Origin of the sequence: Actinomadura sp. NPDC023710 (assembly GCF_040639875.1) — a bacterium.
GTDB classification, from domain to species: Bacteria; Actinomycetota; Actinomycetes; order Streptosporangiales; family Streptosporangiaceae; genus Spirillospora; species Spirillospora citrea.
On the sequence record NZ_JBFAGB010000015.1, the window covers coordinates 57,930 to 71,814 of the forward strand.

The 13,885-nt window shown below is 69.6% G+C and carries 17 protein-coding genes and 1 tRNA gene; 14 read left to right on the top strand and 4 right to left on the bottom strand.

Annotated elements, in window-relative coordinates; translation table 11 throughout:
* Positions 1 to 399: 399 nt before the first annotated feature.
* Positions 400 to 978: a dienelactone hydrolase family protein gene (locus AB0H37_RS19035; RefSeq protein ID WP_360614046.1), complete on the bottom strand. Its 579-nt coding sequence runs from the start codon at positions 976 to 978 to the stop codon at positions 400 to 402.
* Positions 979 to 1,158: 180 nt separating this feature from the next.
* Here AB0H37_RS19035 and AB0H37_RS19040 point away from each other — a divergent pair, with 180 nt between their 5' ends.
* The 13 genes from AB0H37_RS19040 to AB0H37_RS19100 all read left to right on the top strand — a co-directional run bounded on the left by AB0H37_RS19040 (position 1,159) and on the right by AB0H37_RS19100 (position 11,138).
* Positions 1,159 to 1,944 carry a Scr1 family TA system antitoxin-like transcriptional regulator gene (locus AB0H37_RS19040; RefSeq protein WP_360614048.1) on the top strand — a complete coding sequence of 262 codons (786 nt, stop codon included), beginning with the start codon at positions 1,159 to 1,161 and terminating at the stop codon, positions 1,942 to 1,944.
* Positions 1,945 to 2,017: 73 nt separating this feature from the next.
* Complete coding sequence (locus tag AB0H37_RS19045) at positions 2,018 to 2,431, top strand: ATP-binding protein (RefSeq protein ID WP_360614050.1); 414 nt, start codon at positions 2,018 to 2,020, stop codon at positions 2,429 to 2,431.
* A gap of 122 nt (positions 2,432 to 2,553) precedes the next feature.
* On the top strand, positions 2,554 to 3,399 hold the full coding sequence (locus AB0H37_RS19050) for a sigma-70 family RNA polymerase sigma factor (RefSeq protein ID WP_360614052.1): 846 nt from the start codon (positions 2,554 to 2,556) through the stop codon (positions 3,397 to 3,399).
* Between the two features lie 10 nt (positions 3,400 to 3,409).
* Complete coding sequence (locus AB0H37_RS19055; protein WP_360614054.1) at positions 3,410 to 4,234, top strand: integrase; 825 nt, start codon at positions 3,410 to 3,412, stop codon at positions 4,232 to 4,234.
* A 136-nt stretch (positions 4,235 to 4,370) separates the two neighbouring features.
* Entirely contained in the window at positions 4,371 to 4,733 is a 363-nt protein-coding gene (locus AB0H37_RS19060; RefSeq protein WP_360614056.1) for a hypothetical protein, read from the top strand.
* 14 nt (positions 4,734 to 4,747) lie between these two features.
* Positions 4,748 to 6,088 carry an FtsK/SpoIIIE domain-containing protein gene (locus AB0H37_RS19065; protein ID WP_360614058.1) on the top strand — a complete coding sequence of 447 codons (1,341 nt, stop codon included), beginning with the start codon at positions 4,748 to 4,750 and terminating at the stop codon, positions 6,086 to 6,088.
* Between the two features lie 95 nt (positions 6,089 to 6,183).
* Positions 6,184 to 6,477 (top strand): hypothetical protein, encoded by a 294-nt coding sequence (locus AB0H37_RS19070; RefSeq protein ID WP_360614060.1) that lies wholly within the window; start codon positions 6,184 to 6,186, stop codon positions 6,475 to 6,477.
* Positions 6,474 to 7,316 carry a DUF2637 domain-containing protein gene (locus AB0H37_RS19075; RefSeq protein WP_360614061.1) on the top strand — a complete coding sequence of 281 codons (843 nt, stop codon included), beginning with the start codon at positions 6,474 to 6,476 and terminating at the stop codon, positions 7,314 to 7,316. The genes AB0H37_RS19070 and AB0H37_RS19075 overlap by 4 nt, the downstream gene beginning before the upstream one ends.
* A gap of 19 nt (positions 7,317 to 7,335) precedes the next feature.
* Positions 7,336 to 7,746 (top strand): hypothetical protein, encoded by a 411-nt coding sequence (locus AB0H37_RS19080; protein ID WP_360614062.1) that lies wholly within the window; start codon positions 7,336 to 7,338, stop codon positions 7,744 to 7,746.
* Between the two features lie 139 nt (positions 7,747 to 7,885).
* Complete coding sequence (locus AB0H37_RS19085; protein WP_360614064.1) at positions 7,886 to 8,041, top strand: hypothetical protein; 156 nt, start codon at positions 7,886 to 7,888, stop codon at positions 8,039 to 8,041.
* A gap of 97 nt (positions 8,042 to 8,138) precedes the next feature.
* Complete coding sequence (locus AB0H37_RS19090; protein WP_360614066.1) at positions 8,139 to 9,533, top strand: replication initiator; 1,395 nt, start codon at positions 8,139 to 8,141, stop codon at positions 9,531 to 9,533.
* Positions 9,534 to 9,558: 25 nt separating this feature from the next.
* Positions 9,559 to 9,747 carry a helix-turn-helix domain-containing protein gene (locus tag AB0H37_RS19095; RefSeq protein WP_360614191.1) on the top strand — a complete coding sequence of 63 codons (189 nt, stop codon included), beginning with the start codon at positions 9,559 to 9,561 and terminating at the stop codon, positions 9,745 to 9,747.
* Complete coding sequence (locus AB0H37_RS19100; protein ID WP_360614068.1) at positions 9,747 to 11,138, top strand: tyrosine-type recombinase/integrase; 1,392 nt, start codon at positions 9,747 to 9,749, stop codon at positions 11,136 to 11,138. The genes AB0H37_RS19095 and AB0H37_RS19100 overlap by 1 nt, the downstream gene beginning before the upstream one ends.
* Before the next feature lie 99 nt (positions 11,139 to 11,237).
* Here the strand turns inward: AB0H37_RS19100 and AB0H37_RS19105 are convergent, their stop codons facing one another.
* Both AB0H37_RS19105 and AB0H37_RS19110 read right to left on the bottom strand, forming a co-directional pair.
* On the bottom strand, positions 11,238 to 11,825 hold the full coding sequence (locus AB0H37_RS19105; RefSeq protein ID WP_360614070.1) for a hypothetical protein: 588 nt from the start codon (positions 11,823 to 11,825) through the stop codon (positions 11,238 to 11,240).
* A gap of 360 nt (positions 11,826 to 12,185) precedes the next feature.
* A tRNA-Tyr gene (locus tag AB0H37_RS19110) sits at positions 12,186 to 12,267 on the bottom strand.
* A gap of 127 nt (positions 12,268 to 12,394) precedes the next feature.
* Between AB0H37_RS19110 and AB0H37_RS19115 the strand changes: the two genes are divergently transcribed.
* On the top strand, positions 12,395 to 12,883 hold the full coding sequence (locus tag AB0H37_RS19115) for a YajQ family cyclic di-GMP-binding protein (protein WP_179837746.1): 489 nt from the start codon (positions 12,395 to 12,397) through the stop codon (positions 12,881 to 12,883).
* Positions 12,884 to 12,989: 106 nt separating this feature from the next.
* Here the strand turns inward: AB0H37_RS19115 and htpX are convergent, their stop codons facing one another.
* On the bottom strand, positions 12,990 to 13,844 hold the full coding sequence (htpX, locus tag AB0H37_RS19120) for a zinc metalloprotease HtpX (protein ID WP_229810623.1): 855 nt from the start codon (positions 13,842 to 13,844) through the stop codon (positions 12,990 to 12,992).
* Positions 13,845 to 13,885: the final 41 nt, after the last annotated feature.

Genomic DNA, 13,885 nt, shown 5'->3' on the forward strand with positions numbered 1-13,885 from the left:
GGCGGAGGTTGAGCCATAGCCGGACCTTGTCGCCGGCACCGTCCAGCCAGTAGGCCCAGTAGGCATCGACTTGGTGGTCTCGATGGTCAGCTTGAACGGGGCTTGCCAGTGATTTGCCGGACGGCGGTCTCGTAGTCGGCGGCGGCCTGGCGGATGGCGTCGGGGGCCTCGTCGGTCTCGATGGGACCCTCGACGGCGTTGAGATCGGGCAGTGTCTGATCCTCATCCGAGGGTTGCGAATGCTCGGCGGGCCTAGTCGCCGCGCTCGGTGATGTAGGCGTCCTGCCATCTAGCGGCAGGGCATCCCTGGTTGCCTGGACGTAGTCGTTCAGCGGCGGGTGTGGTTCCTCTCGAGGGACGACCCCGAGTTGGGGAGGCGTTGGCTGGCGTGTGCTCGGGCTATTTGATGCGGTCGAGGAATCCAAGCACCCGATCGGTGGCCTGGGTGGCGGCATGCCTGTCGTATGTGGGAAGGCTGCTGTCGGTGAACAGGTGTCTGTCGCCGGGATAGAGGAAAAGTTCGGCATCCGTCGCCGTCTCGACGAGCGCATGGGCTGCGTCCACGTCGCCCTCCCCGACGAAGAACGGATCTGCGTCCATGCCGTGGACCTGGACCGGGAGGTCCTGGGGCCAGACACCATCGAACTCCGAGACCGGGACGCATGCCTCGAACAGAAGCGCACCCTTTGCGCCAGGGCGGGTCTGGGTCAGCTTCTGCGCGGGCAGGACGCCGAGCGAGAACCCGAGATAGACGAGTTCCGTGGGCAGGGCCTCGGCGGCGGCGGTGCCGCGCGCAATAATCGCGCCGACCCCGGCGTTCTCGACGTAGCCGATGCCCTCCTCGAGGCTGTCGAATACCCGCCCCTCGAACAAGTCCGGGACGTGGACAGTGTGTCCGGCCCGTCGCAGACGCTCGGCGAACTCGCGGACGCCTGCGGTCAGCCCGTGCCCGTGGTGGAAAACCAGCACCTCAGCCATGTCGCTCCCCTCCTGCTGACAGCGCCCGGATAGCGCCGCGGCACGAGTATGACCCGCAGCGCTCACACCCGCGGTCTCCAGTCGCGCGGAGTTCGAGTACGGCCTCTGCGCCGGTGAGCCCCGCGCGGCTCTGCTGGGCGTGGTCGTCGGTGGGGTTCTGGGGTGGTAGAACGCTCGGTTATGGGTGCTGAGCGGCTAGAGGAGATCGGGCGGGAGTTGAGGCGGCTTCGGACCTCGGCGGGGTTGTCGGGGGTTGGCCTGGCGGCTCGGGCTGGGGTTCCTCAGCCGACGGTGTCTCGGGTGGAGACCGGGCGGCGGGTTTCTGATCCGGAGGTGGTTGCCCGGTTGGTCGGGGCCCTGGATGTTGGACCAGCTGAGGCTGAGCGGCTGCTGGGTCTGGTGCGTGAGGCTTATGCGGAGACGTCCCGTCGAGTGGATGCGGGAGTGTCATTCCGGAGTGGGGCCGGTGTGGAGTTGCTTGCGGGGGCTCGGGTTGTCCGGGCGTTCGAGCCTGTGGTGATGCCTCGGCTGTTGTGGACGGCGGAGTATGCGGCTGCGATCGGGGCGGCCGTCGCCGGCGTCTCGGTGCTGGAGGACGAGGGCGGCCGGTTCGTGGTCCTGGTGGCGGAGGCCGTCTTGCGGACGTGGCCGGGGTCGGGTGAGTGCATGGCGGGGCAGCTCGCCCACCTGGCGGAGGTGTCGGGGCGGGCGAACGTGCGGCTGGGGATCGTCCCGGGGGCGGCGGTGTCGCGTGTGCCGCTGCATGGGTTCTCGGTGTACGACGATGCGGCGGTGTCAGTGGAGACGTTCACGCGTGAGCTGACCTTGACCGACGAGGACGAGGTGCGGGCGTACGTGGAGATCTTCGAGGAGTTCGAGCGGTCGGCCGTGTTCGGGGACGAGGCTCGGGTGCTGGTGGACCGGGCGGCCGGTGATCTGCGGAAAGTTCTGCGTTCTATTCACTGAGCGTATTGAATAGGCCCCTAGACCTGTCATACGCTGCGTCTCCCCCGGGGTGTTCAGCCCCCTAGACGCGCGGGTGGTGATCGACGTGACGCGCTTGTCCCGGCTGTTCGCGGGCCGACCCGAATCGATCAGTGAGGCGAGAGCCTTCGGACGGGCCTTCATCGCTGACCGTGTCCCGGACGAGGTTGCCGGGCTGGTCGAACTGGTCGTGAGTGAGCTGTGCACGAACGCCGTGGAGCACACGGCGAGTGGGGAGGACGGCGGGAACTTCGTCCTCGAACTGGAGTTGCACGGCGGGCACGTCCGGGTGGCCGTGGTCGACATGGGAGCCCAGACGCAACCAGCGGTGAACGACGAACCGAGCGGCTCGGATGCCGTGTCCGGACGTGGGCTCTTCCTCGTCGAAGCGGTCTCCAAAGCATGGGGCAGCGAACTTGTCCGGGTCGGACGGCGAGTCTGGGCGGACGTCGTCGGCGCCGCGGTGTGAGCGGTCCGCCGATACCGCGTCGGCGGCGGCGTCTGCGCGTTGTCAGCTCCTCGACGGGGCGTGAGCTTTCCGGCGCTGTGTCTAGAGTCCTAGACTCCCTGGTGGATGCCGGAGGGGGTGTCATGCCAGGCGAGTTGGAGCGCATCGCGCAGATCGAGGACCCGTACGAACTGCTTCGGGCGGCGACTGAGCGCTTGGCGGAAGCCCAGCAGGAGGTCACCGAACTGGCGCGGCTGCGGCGGCGGCTGATTCAGGACCTGCATGCGCAGGGGATGTCGTACGCGCAGATCGCACAGGCGGCGGGGCTGAGCCGCGGGCGTATCCATCAGATCCGGCACACGGGGCCGGCGCCTGAGGGCGCGTTCCTGGGGTCGGGTGAGGTCACCGTCGTTACTCCCCTGCGGCCCGACCCTGCGAGCGATCGGACGTATGTCGCCCTGGACGACCTGAAGACCGGGCAGCGACTGGAAGACCTGGCGCGGACGTTCGACCTGACCGTGAAGTCCGATCATGTCGGGCTCGATGGCGGGATTGACCTCAACCGCTCCGGGATGCTGGTGATCTGCGGGCCTCGGATGTCCCCCGCGATGCACGAGGCTTACGGCAAGGACCCCGTCCTTGAGTGGGAGCGGGACGAGGTCGGGTGGCTGCTTCGCGACACTCGGACCGGCGAAGGACACCGGTCCGGACAGGAAGACGATCCGGCCCGGAACTATGACGTTGGCTATCTGGGGCGGCTGCCTCGGCCGGACGGCAAGGGAAGCTTCCTGGCCATCGCCGGTATCCATCCTGAGGGGTCGCTCGGTGTGGTCCATCTGCTGACCACGGATATCGGGAGCCTGTGGGGGCAGGTCGGCAACGAACGGTTCTCGGTCGTGGTCGGCACCGAGTACACCGCGGACACCCATGAGCCGGTGCGGACCGAGTTGCTGACCCCGATCTACCGGCACGACGAAGGCTCGACCTGACGAGGAACGTATGCGCGTGCTGATCGCCAGCGAACCGGGGCACCCTGAGCGGGACAACGAGGATTTCGCGGCGGCGGCGCCTGGGCTGCTGCTCGTGGTCGACGGTGCCGGCACTCCGGCGGGTGTCGAGTCGGGGTGTTCGCACTCGGTCGCCTGGTACGCGCGCAACCTCGGCGGGCTGCTGCTGGCTGCGGCTGGTGACGTCGCCGTGGGCCTGGCCGAGGCGCTCGCGACGAGCATCGACCGCGTCAACGCGCTGCATGCGACGTCGTGCGATCTCGGCCACCCGGGCTCCCCTTCGGCAACCGTGGCGCTCGCAAGGGTCCGTGACGGGCTCCTTGAACACCTGGTGCTCTCGGACTCCGTTCTCGTCCTCGATCGCCTCGACCAGGCGCCGACCGCCGTCAGCGACGATCGGCTCGCCGACGTGATCGCACGGTTGGACGAACCGGCCGGGCCCTGTGCTGTCGGCAGCGACGAGCACGCGAAACGCCTGCGGACTCGGGTCGAACGGCTCGCCTCCTACCGCAACCAGCCCGGCGGGTTCTGGGTGGCCAGCACCAAGCCGGAGGCGGCACACGAGGCGCTGACCGGGTCGACACCACTCGCCGAGCTGGCGGCGGTCGCGCTGCTCAGTGACGGCGCTAGCCGGCTGGTCGACCGATTCCAACTGATGGGCTGGGCGGAGTTGCTCGGCGTCCTCCGCAAGGACGGGCCGCGAGGGCTGATCGCACGGACACGCGAGGTCGAGTCGACCGACCCGGACGGGAGCCGGTGGCCGCGCGGTAAGGCATCCGACGATGCCAGCGCCGTCTACTGGACCGTCCAAGACTGAACTTCGAGCAAGGTTGTAGACCCCCCTAGACAGTCGCCGATTCCTCGCCTATGTTCTACGTGTACCCCCCTAGACAGTCCGCTCGCGGATCGGGTCGGATGGAAGTGTCTAGGGGGGTGGACGACAGGAGAGAACCTTGCGGAACATCCCGGTGGACGTGTCGGCGCTGACGTTCGTCTGCGTCTCCCCGCCGCGCCCGAAGCTGGTCAACCAGGACACGGGGGAGGTGAAGACGGACCGCAACGGGCAGACGGTGTTCACGGTCGGGCTGTCGGCCGCTGGCCCGATGGGGCGCGTTGACCTGCTCAACGTCGCGGTGACCGGGGACCAGTCGATCACGCTCGGGGAGGTCGTGACGCCGGTCGGGCTGGTCGCGTTCCCCTGGGAGGCGGTTCTCGGCGGTGAGAAGCGGTGGGGAGTTGCCTACCGGGCTGAGCGCATCGCCCCCGTGTCCGCAGTTCAGGCGTCGGACTCGTCCGCTCCGGCGGGCGTGGCCTGAACGGGGCGGCCGTCATGACTGACTTCGTCCTGGTGCTCGGGGTCCTGGCCGCTGCGGCGGCCGGGCTCTGGGCCTGGCGCCGGGTCCACCCGGTGTCGTTCTGGTACGGCGTCGGCTTCCCGGCCCGTGCGGTGCTGGTGTATCTGACGTGGCATCACGTCGCGTCGGGCTGCAAGCTCACCCGCAACCGGCGCCGGTTCCGCCTCACCCTGGACGCCATCCCCGTGGTCGGGCCTGCTTCGCGTTCTGCGGCGACGGTGGTCGAGCACAAGCGGCGGGTTCGGCGGGTCGACGTCGAGCGCTCCCCCCGCCTCGGCCTGCTGCGGCCTACCCGGCTGGGGTGGCGGATGCGGCTGCGCCTGCACGACGGGCAAGTCCCCGCCGACTACGAGAAGGCGGCCGAGGGGATCGCGCACGCCTGGCGTGTGCACTCCGTCCGGGTGGTCGACGTCCGGCCCGGTCGCGTCACCCTGTGGGCCACGATGCGTGACCCGCTGGTCGAGGCGGTCACCGAACCGGAGACCGGTGAGCTGCTGACCGTGCGTCCCGGGAAGCTGGAGAACGGCCGGGATTGGGTGATCGACTTCCGTGCGGTGCCGCACTGGCTGAACGTCGGCGCGACGCAGTCGGGGAAGTCGAACCTGGCCAACGCCCTGCTCAAGGGCTTGGCTCCGCAACCGGTCGCTCTGGTGGGCTTCGACCTCAAGGGCGGGGTCGAGTTCACCCCGTACGCGCCTCGGCTGTCGGCGCTGGCGACCACCCGCAAAGAGTCGGTGGATCTGCTGGTCGATCTGGTGGGCGAGGTCGAGAACCGCATGGCCACCTGCCGGGCGCATGGTGCCCGCAACGTGTGGACGCTGCCTGAGGATCTGCGGCCGGTGCCCATCGTGGTCCTGGTGGACGAGGTCGCCGAACTGTTCCTCATGGCCGACAAGTCCGAGAAAGAGCAGGTGGCCAAGACCGCTACCGCGCTGCTGCGGGTCGCCCAGCTTGGGCGGGCGTTCGCGGTCTACCTGGTCGTGTGCGGGCAGCGCGTCGGCTCCGATCTGGGTCCGGGCGTCACCGCGCTGCGGGCCCAGTTGTCGGGGCGGGTGTGCCACCACGTGAACGACCCGGAGACGGCGAACATGGCGCTCGGCGACCTCGACCCGGCCGCCCTAGACGCCGCCCGCGCCATCCCCGCCGAGACCCCGGGTGTGTGCATCGTCGCCGGCCAAGACGGCTCATGGCACCGCGCCCGCTCGGTCTACGTCCCCGAGAGCGAAGCCGAGCAAGCCGCGCGGGACTTCGCGCACCTGACCCCTGACTGGGAGACCCTCGTCGGCTCCGCCCCGGTCGTCCGCCCCGCCGCGTAGACACCTCTCCTACCTCACCTTCCGGCTCGGCGTGAGCCCTGATTACGCCACGTCCCTACCGCCCCCTGCCCAAAACCGTCCCTGGAGGCTGCCCGATGGTCGCCCGCGTCCGTCCCCTTCGTCCCCGCCCTCGTCCCCGGTTCGTCGCCGTTCCGTCCCCCTCGTCCCCGTCCTCGTCCCGGATGGCGTCGGTGTCGTCCTGGGACGTGTGGCCGGTTGGAGTCGAGTGGGACGAGTTCCGCTCACTGCACGTCGCCCGGTGCCAGCAGTGCGCCGAGTCGTTCGCCTCCTCGTCCCCGGCGCAAGCCGACGACTGGACCGACCTCCATCGCTGTGACCCCGAACTGGTCGCCCTGCTCGCCCTCGTCACCGACCGGCGGGCCGCATGAGTCGCCGTCTGTTCGGCGCGGTGGCTGATTCGGGGCCGGTGGTGGTGCTGGCTGGGATCGCGGCGGCGGGGTCGTTCACCCACATCCGCGACACGGCGACCGAGCATGGTCAAGGCGGGTGGATGGCGTGGGCCATTGCGGTCTGCATCGACCTGACGTGCGTCATGGCGGCTGGGGAACGTCAGCGAGACAAGAGCACCGGGCGGGAAACGGGGCGGCTGTCCTGGCCGACCGTCGTCCTAGTCGGCGGGATCCTGCTCTCCCTCGCTGCCAACCTCGCCCAAGCCGATCCCTCGGTGTGGGGCTGGATCACCGCGGGCACTCCTGCGGGCGCATTCCTGGTCGCGGTGTCGATGCTGGAACGCCGAAAGGCCGGCACCCGGGCGGCGGCCCGCACCTCGCCCGTCCCTGAGTCCTTCGGCCGTCCCGACCCGGCCCCGGCCCCGGCCCCGTCCTCGTCCGTCTCGTCCTCGCCGCCGTCCCCGTGGGTGGTCTGGGAGGACGAACACCCCACCGTCGCCGCAGCCGTCCCCGCTGCCCAGGACGAACCCCGCGACCGCGACCGCGACGAGCAGGACGGCCAGACCTCCATCCCCGTCCCCGTCCCGGCCGCAGCCCCGGCCGCCGAGGAAACCGCGGTGCCCGCGCCCGATCCCGCTCCGGCCGCCCCGCTGGTCGACTTCGCCCGCCGCGTCGCCTCCGAGCACGAAAGCCGGCACGGGCGGCCGATCACCCGTGACGCGCTGCGCGCCCGGCTCGGCGTCTCCAACCAACTCGCCTCAGACCTGCTCCGCCAGCTCCGCACCGAACACCCCCACGCAACCGCACCCGTCGCCTGACCCTGTGGAGGAACCTGCCATGACCGCGTCCACCGCCCCGAACGGCCAGATCTCTCTTCCTGTGCCCGGTGACCTGTTCGCCCGCCACCAGACCATCAACGGCCTGCGTGCCCTCGCCGACTTCCTGGAGGCCAACCCGGCCGTTCCGGTCAAGGAGTACGGCGGGGACTACCACGTCTTCACCAACGAGGGAGACGACGCCGCAGGGGTCGCCCTCGTCGACCAAGCCGCCGCGCTCCTGGGCGTCCCGGTCTACGACAACCGCTGCCATGGCGGCCACTACGGCGCTCACAAGTCCTTCGGCCGCATCTCCTACCGCATCGTCCACATCCCCGACCGGCAGATGGACGAACACAACGCCCACATGAGCTACCGCGACAACATCCGCCTCGACCCCGACCAGGGCGGTGACGAGGGGCGGGCGGCCTGATGCGCTCTCGGACAACTCGTCGCCGCTGGGGCGTGTGCCGGTGGCAGTGCGGGACGTGCGGCGGGGGCGGGGTCGCCTCCGACGGGTCCACCTGCCCCGACTGCAACGGCCACGGCCACACCTGACAGAAGGGCACTCGATGTTCCTGCGCCGCTGCGCCTTCGCCTGCTTCTGGCTGGTCCTGGGCCTGTTCGCCCTCCGGCATCCCGGATCCGCCGCCCAGGCCATTCGCGCTCTCTTCGAGGGCCTGGCCCTGCTCGCCGACGCACTCTCGCTGCTGGTGTCGGCGTTCTAGCTCCGCCCCCGGCGCGGCCACAAGCCGCCAAGCAAGAGAGCCGCGCCGGGGGCCCGTCCCCACTAGCCACCTGAACGGATAGGGAGACCCGTCCATCGTGCCGCAAGCTGCTCCACACGTCTCCGAGATCGCCGCGCGGGACATGGCCACGCGGTTCAACCGCCGCGACTTCCGCCGATGGGCCGCCCGCGCACACTCCATCGGCGGATGCGCCCAACCCGTCCACCTCCGCGGACGCGTCACCCACCTGGACCCCCAAACCGGCGAGATCCTCCGCCACTACTCCACCGCCCAAGAACCCGGCGGCACACTCCGGGTGGCATGCAAGACCCGGCGCGCGTCCCGCTGCCCGGCGTGCGCCGAGATCTACCGCGCGGACACCTACCAACTCGTCCGCGCGGGCCTGGTCGGCGGCAAGGGCGTCCCGGACACCGTCACCCAGCATCCGGCGGCGTTCGTCACGCTCACCGCGCCCTCGTTCGGGCCCGTCCACTCCCGCCGCACCGGCAAGGCCGGCGGCGTGGTCGCCTGCCGTCCCCGGCGTGATGGCGGGGCCTGTCCGCATGGGCGGCCGGTCTCCTGCACCGTCCGACACGGGGACGCAGACCCGCGCCTCGGGCAACCCATCTGCCCCGACTGCTTCGACTACGCGGGCGCGGTGCTGTGGAACGCCCACGCTCCTGAGCTGTGGCGCCGGTTCGCCCTGGCCTTCCGGCGCTACGTCGCCCGGTCGGCGGGCCTGCGGGTCGCCGACCTGCGGGACGTCCTCACGGTGTCGTTCGCCAAGGTCGCCGAGTATCAGCGGCGCGGCTTGGTCCACTTCCACGCCGTGATTCGGCTGGACGGTCCCGGCGGCCCTGACGCGCAACCGCCCGCCTGGGCGACCCTCGACCTGCTCAAGGCGGCCGTCGACCATGCGGCGGGCGCGGTCACCGTCTCTACTCCGGCGGCGGGCGGTGTCCCGGCCCTGACGCATGCCTGGGGCTCACAGGTCGACGTCCGGCCGATCACCACCACGGGGGAACTCACCGATACGGCGGTGGCGGGCTACATCGCCAAGTACGCCACCAAAGCCGCCGAATGCGTCGGCACCCTCGACCGCCGCATCAGACCAACCGACGAACTGACCGACCTCCCCGTCAGCAGCCACGCCCGGCGACTCATCGCCGAATGCCTCCGTCTCGGCGCCATCGAGGAGTACGCGGGGCTCCGCCTGGCCGAGTGGGCGCACATGCTCGGCTTCCGCGGCCACTTCTCCACCAAATCCCGCCGCTACTCCACCACCCTCGGCGCACTCCGCCAAGCCCGCGTCGACCACAACCGGCACCAACACGACGAGCCCACAACCGGACGTCTGCCCTTCGACGACGACCAGGTCCTCGTCGTCGCGCACTGGCGCTACCTCGGCCAAGGCATGACACCCGGCGAAGCCCTCCTTACCGCCGCACTCACCGGCAAGCCGCTCCCTCACCTCGACCCGTCTGGCTCCTGACTCCATGGAGAGGCATCACGTGGCCATGTCCGCGTCCCGCGACACGCTCACCGTCCCTGAAGTCTGCGCTGAGCTTCAGATCTCTCGGTCGACCTTCTATGACTGGCGTCAGAAGGGACGCGCACCGCTCTGCATCGTCCTGCCGAACGGCAGCCTTCGCATCCGCCGGCGGGACCTCGATCGCTGGCTGTCGGCCTGCGAGGACGCCGCCTGATGGACGACATCACGTACGACGTCCGGGTCTACAAAACCGATGTCTACAAGGGCAAGCGCGTCACCACCTACACCGTGCGGTGGAAGGTCGCTCGAAAGACATGGAAAGAGCCGTTCCGGAACTCGGCCCAGGCTGACAGCTTCCGCTCGTCCCTCCTCACGGCTGCCCGGAAGGGTGAGGCGTTCTCCCTGAAGACCGGCCGTCCCCTCTCCTGGGAGCGGGAAGAGAAGGCGCTCACCTGGTTCACGTTCTCCCTCGACTACTGCGCGGCCAAGTGGCCGTACGCCTCCCCAAACCATCGGCGGGGCATCGCTGAGGCCCTCACGGACGCGACAGAGGCACTCTTGATCACGAGCAAAGGCGCTCCGGCGGGCGGCCTGCTGCGTGAGGCTCTGCGGGCGTGGGCGTACAGCGGGCGTCTGCAGAACGGCGAGACCGAACCGCCGGAACACCTGGCCTCGGCCGTCCGGTGGCTGGAGCGGAACACGGTCGACATGAGCGACTTCGGGCCCGACCGGCAGGGGCCCCAGCTCGCTCGGCAAGTCCTCGGCCGGCTGAGTCGTCGGCAGGACGGGACTCCGGCGGCGGGCAGCACGGCCACACGGAAGCGGGCGACGTTCAACAACGCCATGGAGTACGCCTGTGAGCGGCGCGTTCTGCCGGTCAACCCGCTGACCCTGGTGCGGTGGACTCGGCCACGCGTGGCGCAGACGCTAGACCTTCGGGTGGTCGCCAATCCCGACCAGGCGCGGCGGCTCCTCGATGCCGTCCGGGGGCAGGGCAAGCGCGGTGAGCGCATGGTGGCCTTCTTCGGCGTCCTGTACTACGCCGCGCTGCGGCCAGAGGAAGCGGTGGACCTGCGGCGGGATCATCTCGTGCGCCTGCCGGATGACGGGTGGGGCGAGATGCGGCTGACGCACGCCGAACCGCGGAGCGGCTCGCGGTGGACGAACAGCGGGAAGCCGCGGGACCGGCAGCCTCTCAAGCATCGGGCGCCCGGCGAGACCCGGACCGTGCCGATTCACCCGGAGCTCGTCACGCTGCTGCGCCACCACGTCAAGGAGTTCAACATCCCGGCCGGTGGCCGGCTGTTCGTCGGGCCGCGCGGCGGGATCATGACTGACCGGACGTACCTCGGGGCCTGGCGCAAGGCCAGGGCAAGCGCGCTGAGCGAGCGTGAGGCCGCCTCGCCGCTCGCTGAGACCCCGTACGCCCTGCGGCACGCGGCGGTGTCGACGTGGCTCGGGGCTGGGGTGCCTCCGGCGCAAGTGGCCGAGTGGGCGGGGCATAGCGTCGCCGTCCTGCTGCGCGTGTACGCCAAGTGCGTGGCCGGACAGGAGGAGGACGCCAAGCGCCGAATCAGTGAAGCGACCAGGCCAAATCACCCTTAGGTGGGGGGACTCGCACGACATGGAAGGGCGGGGCGGATCGTTGTGATCCGTCCCGCCCTCGACTGGCGTCCCAGCGCCGTCAGTGACGCTGGGAGGAGTTCATCGGCCAGGACCGAGCCGGGAGTCCCGGTCGGGCCAGTGACCGTACCCTCGTGCTCCGACGAACAGATAGCCGGAGACCGAGGTGTCGCTCAGCGGGCCATTCCCGCCGATGCCGGTCTTCGTGAGATCCCCGTCGACCGTTTCCATCAGCCGGTGGAAACTCTCCAGCGCGGTCTCCTTGGAGCCGGAGAGACGGATCACCGCCGCGAACTCGGAAGAGACCGGCCGGTAGATGGTCTTGCTCAAGACTGCCGGCTCGACCTTGTCGAGCGCGAAGGTCAGCATGGTCTTCTCGATCGCCATGCCCTGGGGATCGGCTTCGGAACTGCCGGGACAGCCGGGTGCCTGGAGGCGATGGACGTCGACCCAGATGACGGCGTAGACGTCTTCCGACTCCCTCTGGGATTCCAGGGCCCGCGTCAGGGCATCGGTGCCGGGCAGGTTCGCCAGCATCTTCGCGTCCTTCGCGCAGACCTCGGCGTAGGTCAGCGGCCGGCCGTCGGTCTCGCCGAGACCGCAGCCGCTCGCGAGCAGTGCCAGCAGCGCCAGGAGCAGCGCGATGGCCCCGCGTCGTTTGGTAGACACGTTGAGTCCTCCGAGTTTTCTTTGTGGACCGCTCTTCCTGGCGGTCGTTCTCAGAGGACCGTCGCTGGTCGGCGCCGATCGGCAATGCGCCGCCCGAGCGGCTTGTCGGTCAGAGCGGGAGTGCTGACAGTGGATACATGTCTACGCCCGTGCAGCTCCTCGACCTCATCGTCATCAGGCGGCATGCGATGACGGTGCTGGGCGAACCGACCGCCAGACTCGGTCTGAGCGGCGCTTAGAACTTCGGCACGTATTCGGCACAGGCAGCCGTAGAAGCCCGTTAACGATCAGAGACGGCCGGACACAACGAGAACAGCCCCTGACCGGGTTCTACCTGATCAGGGGCTGTTTCTGCTGGTGTGGCGGGTGCAGGGTTCGAACCTGCGTAGGCTAAGCCGACGGATTTACAGTCCGCTCCCATTGGCCACTCGGGCAACCCGCCGTGGTGTTTCGCTGGAAAGGATAGCGGACCCTCGGGGTGGGTGTGACATCGAGGCGGGGCGTGCGGGGCGTGGGGAGTCGATACGCTCTGTAGATCGTGATGCTGCTGCTGAGGGGATGTGTGGGCGATGGCCGACTCGTCGTTTGACATCGTGTCGAAGCTCGACCGGCAGGAGGTCGACAACGCGTTGAACCAGGCCGCCAAGGAGGTGGCTAACCGGTTCGACTTCCGGAACGTGGACGCGGGGATCAAGTGGTCCGGGGAGTCGATCGAGATCCAGGCGAACACCGAGGAGCGGGCGAACGCCGTGCTGGACGTGCTGAAGGACAAGCTCGTCAAGCGGGGGATCTCGTTGAAGGCGATCGACGCGGGTGAGCCGAAGCTGTCGGGCAAGGTGTACAAGCTGGGCGTCGGCCTGAAGGAGGGCATCGCCCAGGAGGACGCGAAGAAGATCGGCAAGCTCATCCGGGACGAGGGGCCGAAGGGTGTGAAGGCCCAGGTCCAGGGGGACGAGCTGCGGGTCAGTTCGAAGAAGAAGGACGACCTCCAGCAGGTCATCAACCTGTTGAAGGGCAAGGACCTCGAGGTCGCGCTGCAGTTCGTCAACTACCGGTAGGACGAGGGGAGCGCGCCGGCCCCATCCCCCGCAGAAGTGGCCGGCGCGCTCTTGTGTGTTATGACGCGGCGGGGTCCAGAGTGGTTCGGTCGAATTCCGCGGACGCTCAGCGGTGGCCTGCCATGCGTTCCAGGCGGGCGATGCGGTCGGCGGTCGGGGGGTGGGTGGAGAAGAGCTTGCCGATGCCGGCGCCCTGGAAGGGGTTGGCGATCATCAGGGAGCTGGTGGTGGCGAGTTCGGGGTCCTGCGGCAGGGGGAGCGCGCGGGTGCCGGCGTCGATCTTGCGGAGGGCGGAGGCGAGGGCCAGCGGGTCGCCGGTGAGGCGGGCGCCGGCGGCGTCGGCGGAGTACTCGCGGGTCCGGCTGATGGCCATCTGGACGACGGCTGCGGCAACCGGGCCGAGGACCAGCATGAGGAGGGCGCCGAGGATGCCGGGGCCGTCGTCGTCCTCGGACCGTCCGATCGGCAGGAAGATCGCCAGGTGGGACAGGTAGGTGATGACGGTGGCGATGGCGGCGGCGACGGAGGCGATGAGGATGTCGCGGCTGTAGACGTGGGACAGCTCGTGGCCGAGGACGGCGCGCAGTTCGCGCTCGTCCAGCATCTGGAGGATGCCGCGGGTACAGCAGACGGCGGCGTTGCGCGGGTTGCGGCCGGTGGCGAACGCGTTGGGCTGGCGGGTCTCGGAGACGTACAGGCGCGGCATGGGCTGGCGGGCCGAGGTCGACAGCTCCCGGACGAGCCGGTACAGCACCGGCGTCTCGACCTCGCCGACCGGGTGGGCGCGCATCGAGCGGAGCGCGATCCGGTCGCTGAAGAAGTACGCGATGCCGTTGGTTCCGAGGGCGATGACCAGCGCGATCGTCAGACCGGCCGTGCCGCCGAACGCCCAGCCGGCGACCAGCATCAATGCCGACAGCGCAGCGATCAATGCTGCCGTTCTGACGCCGTTGAACCGCACCTGCATTGCCTCCCCGTCGACCCCGGCATGAACATCAACGG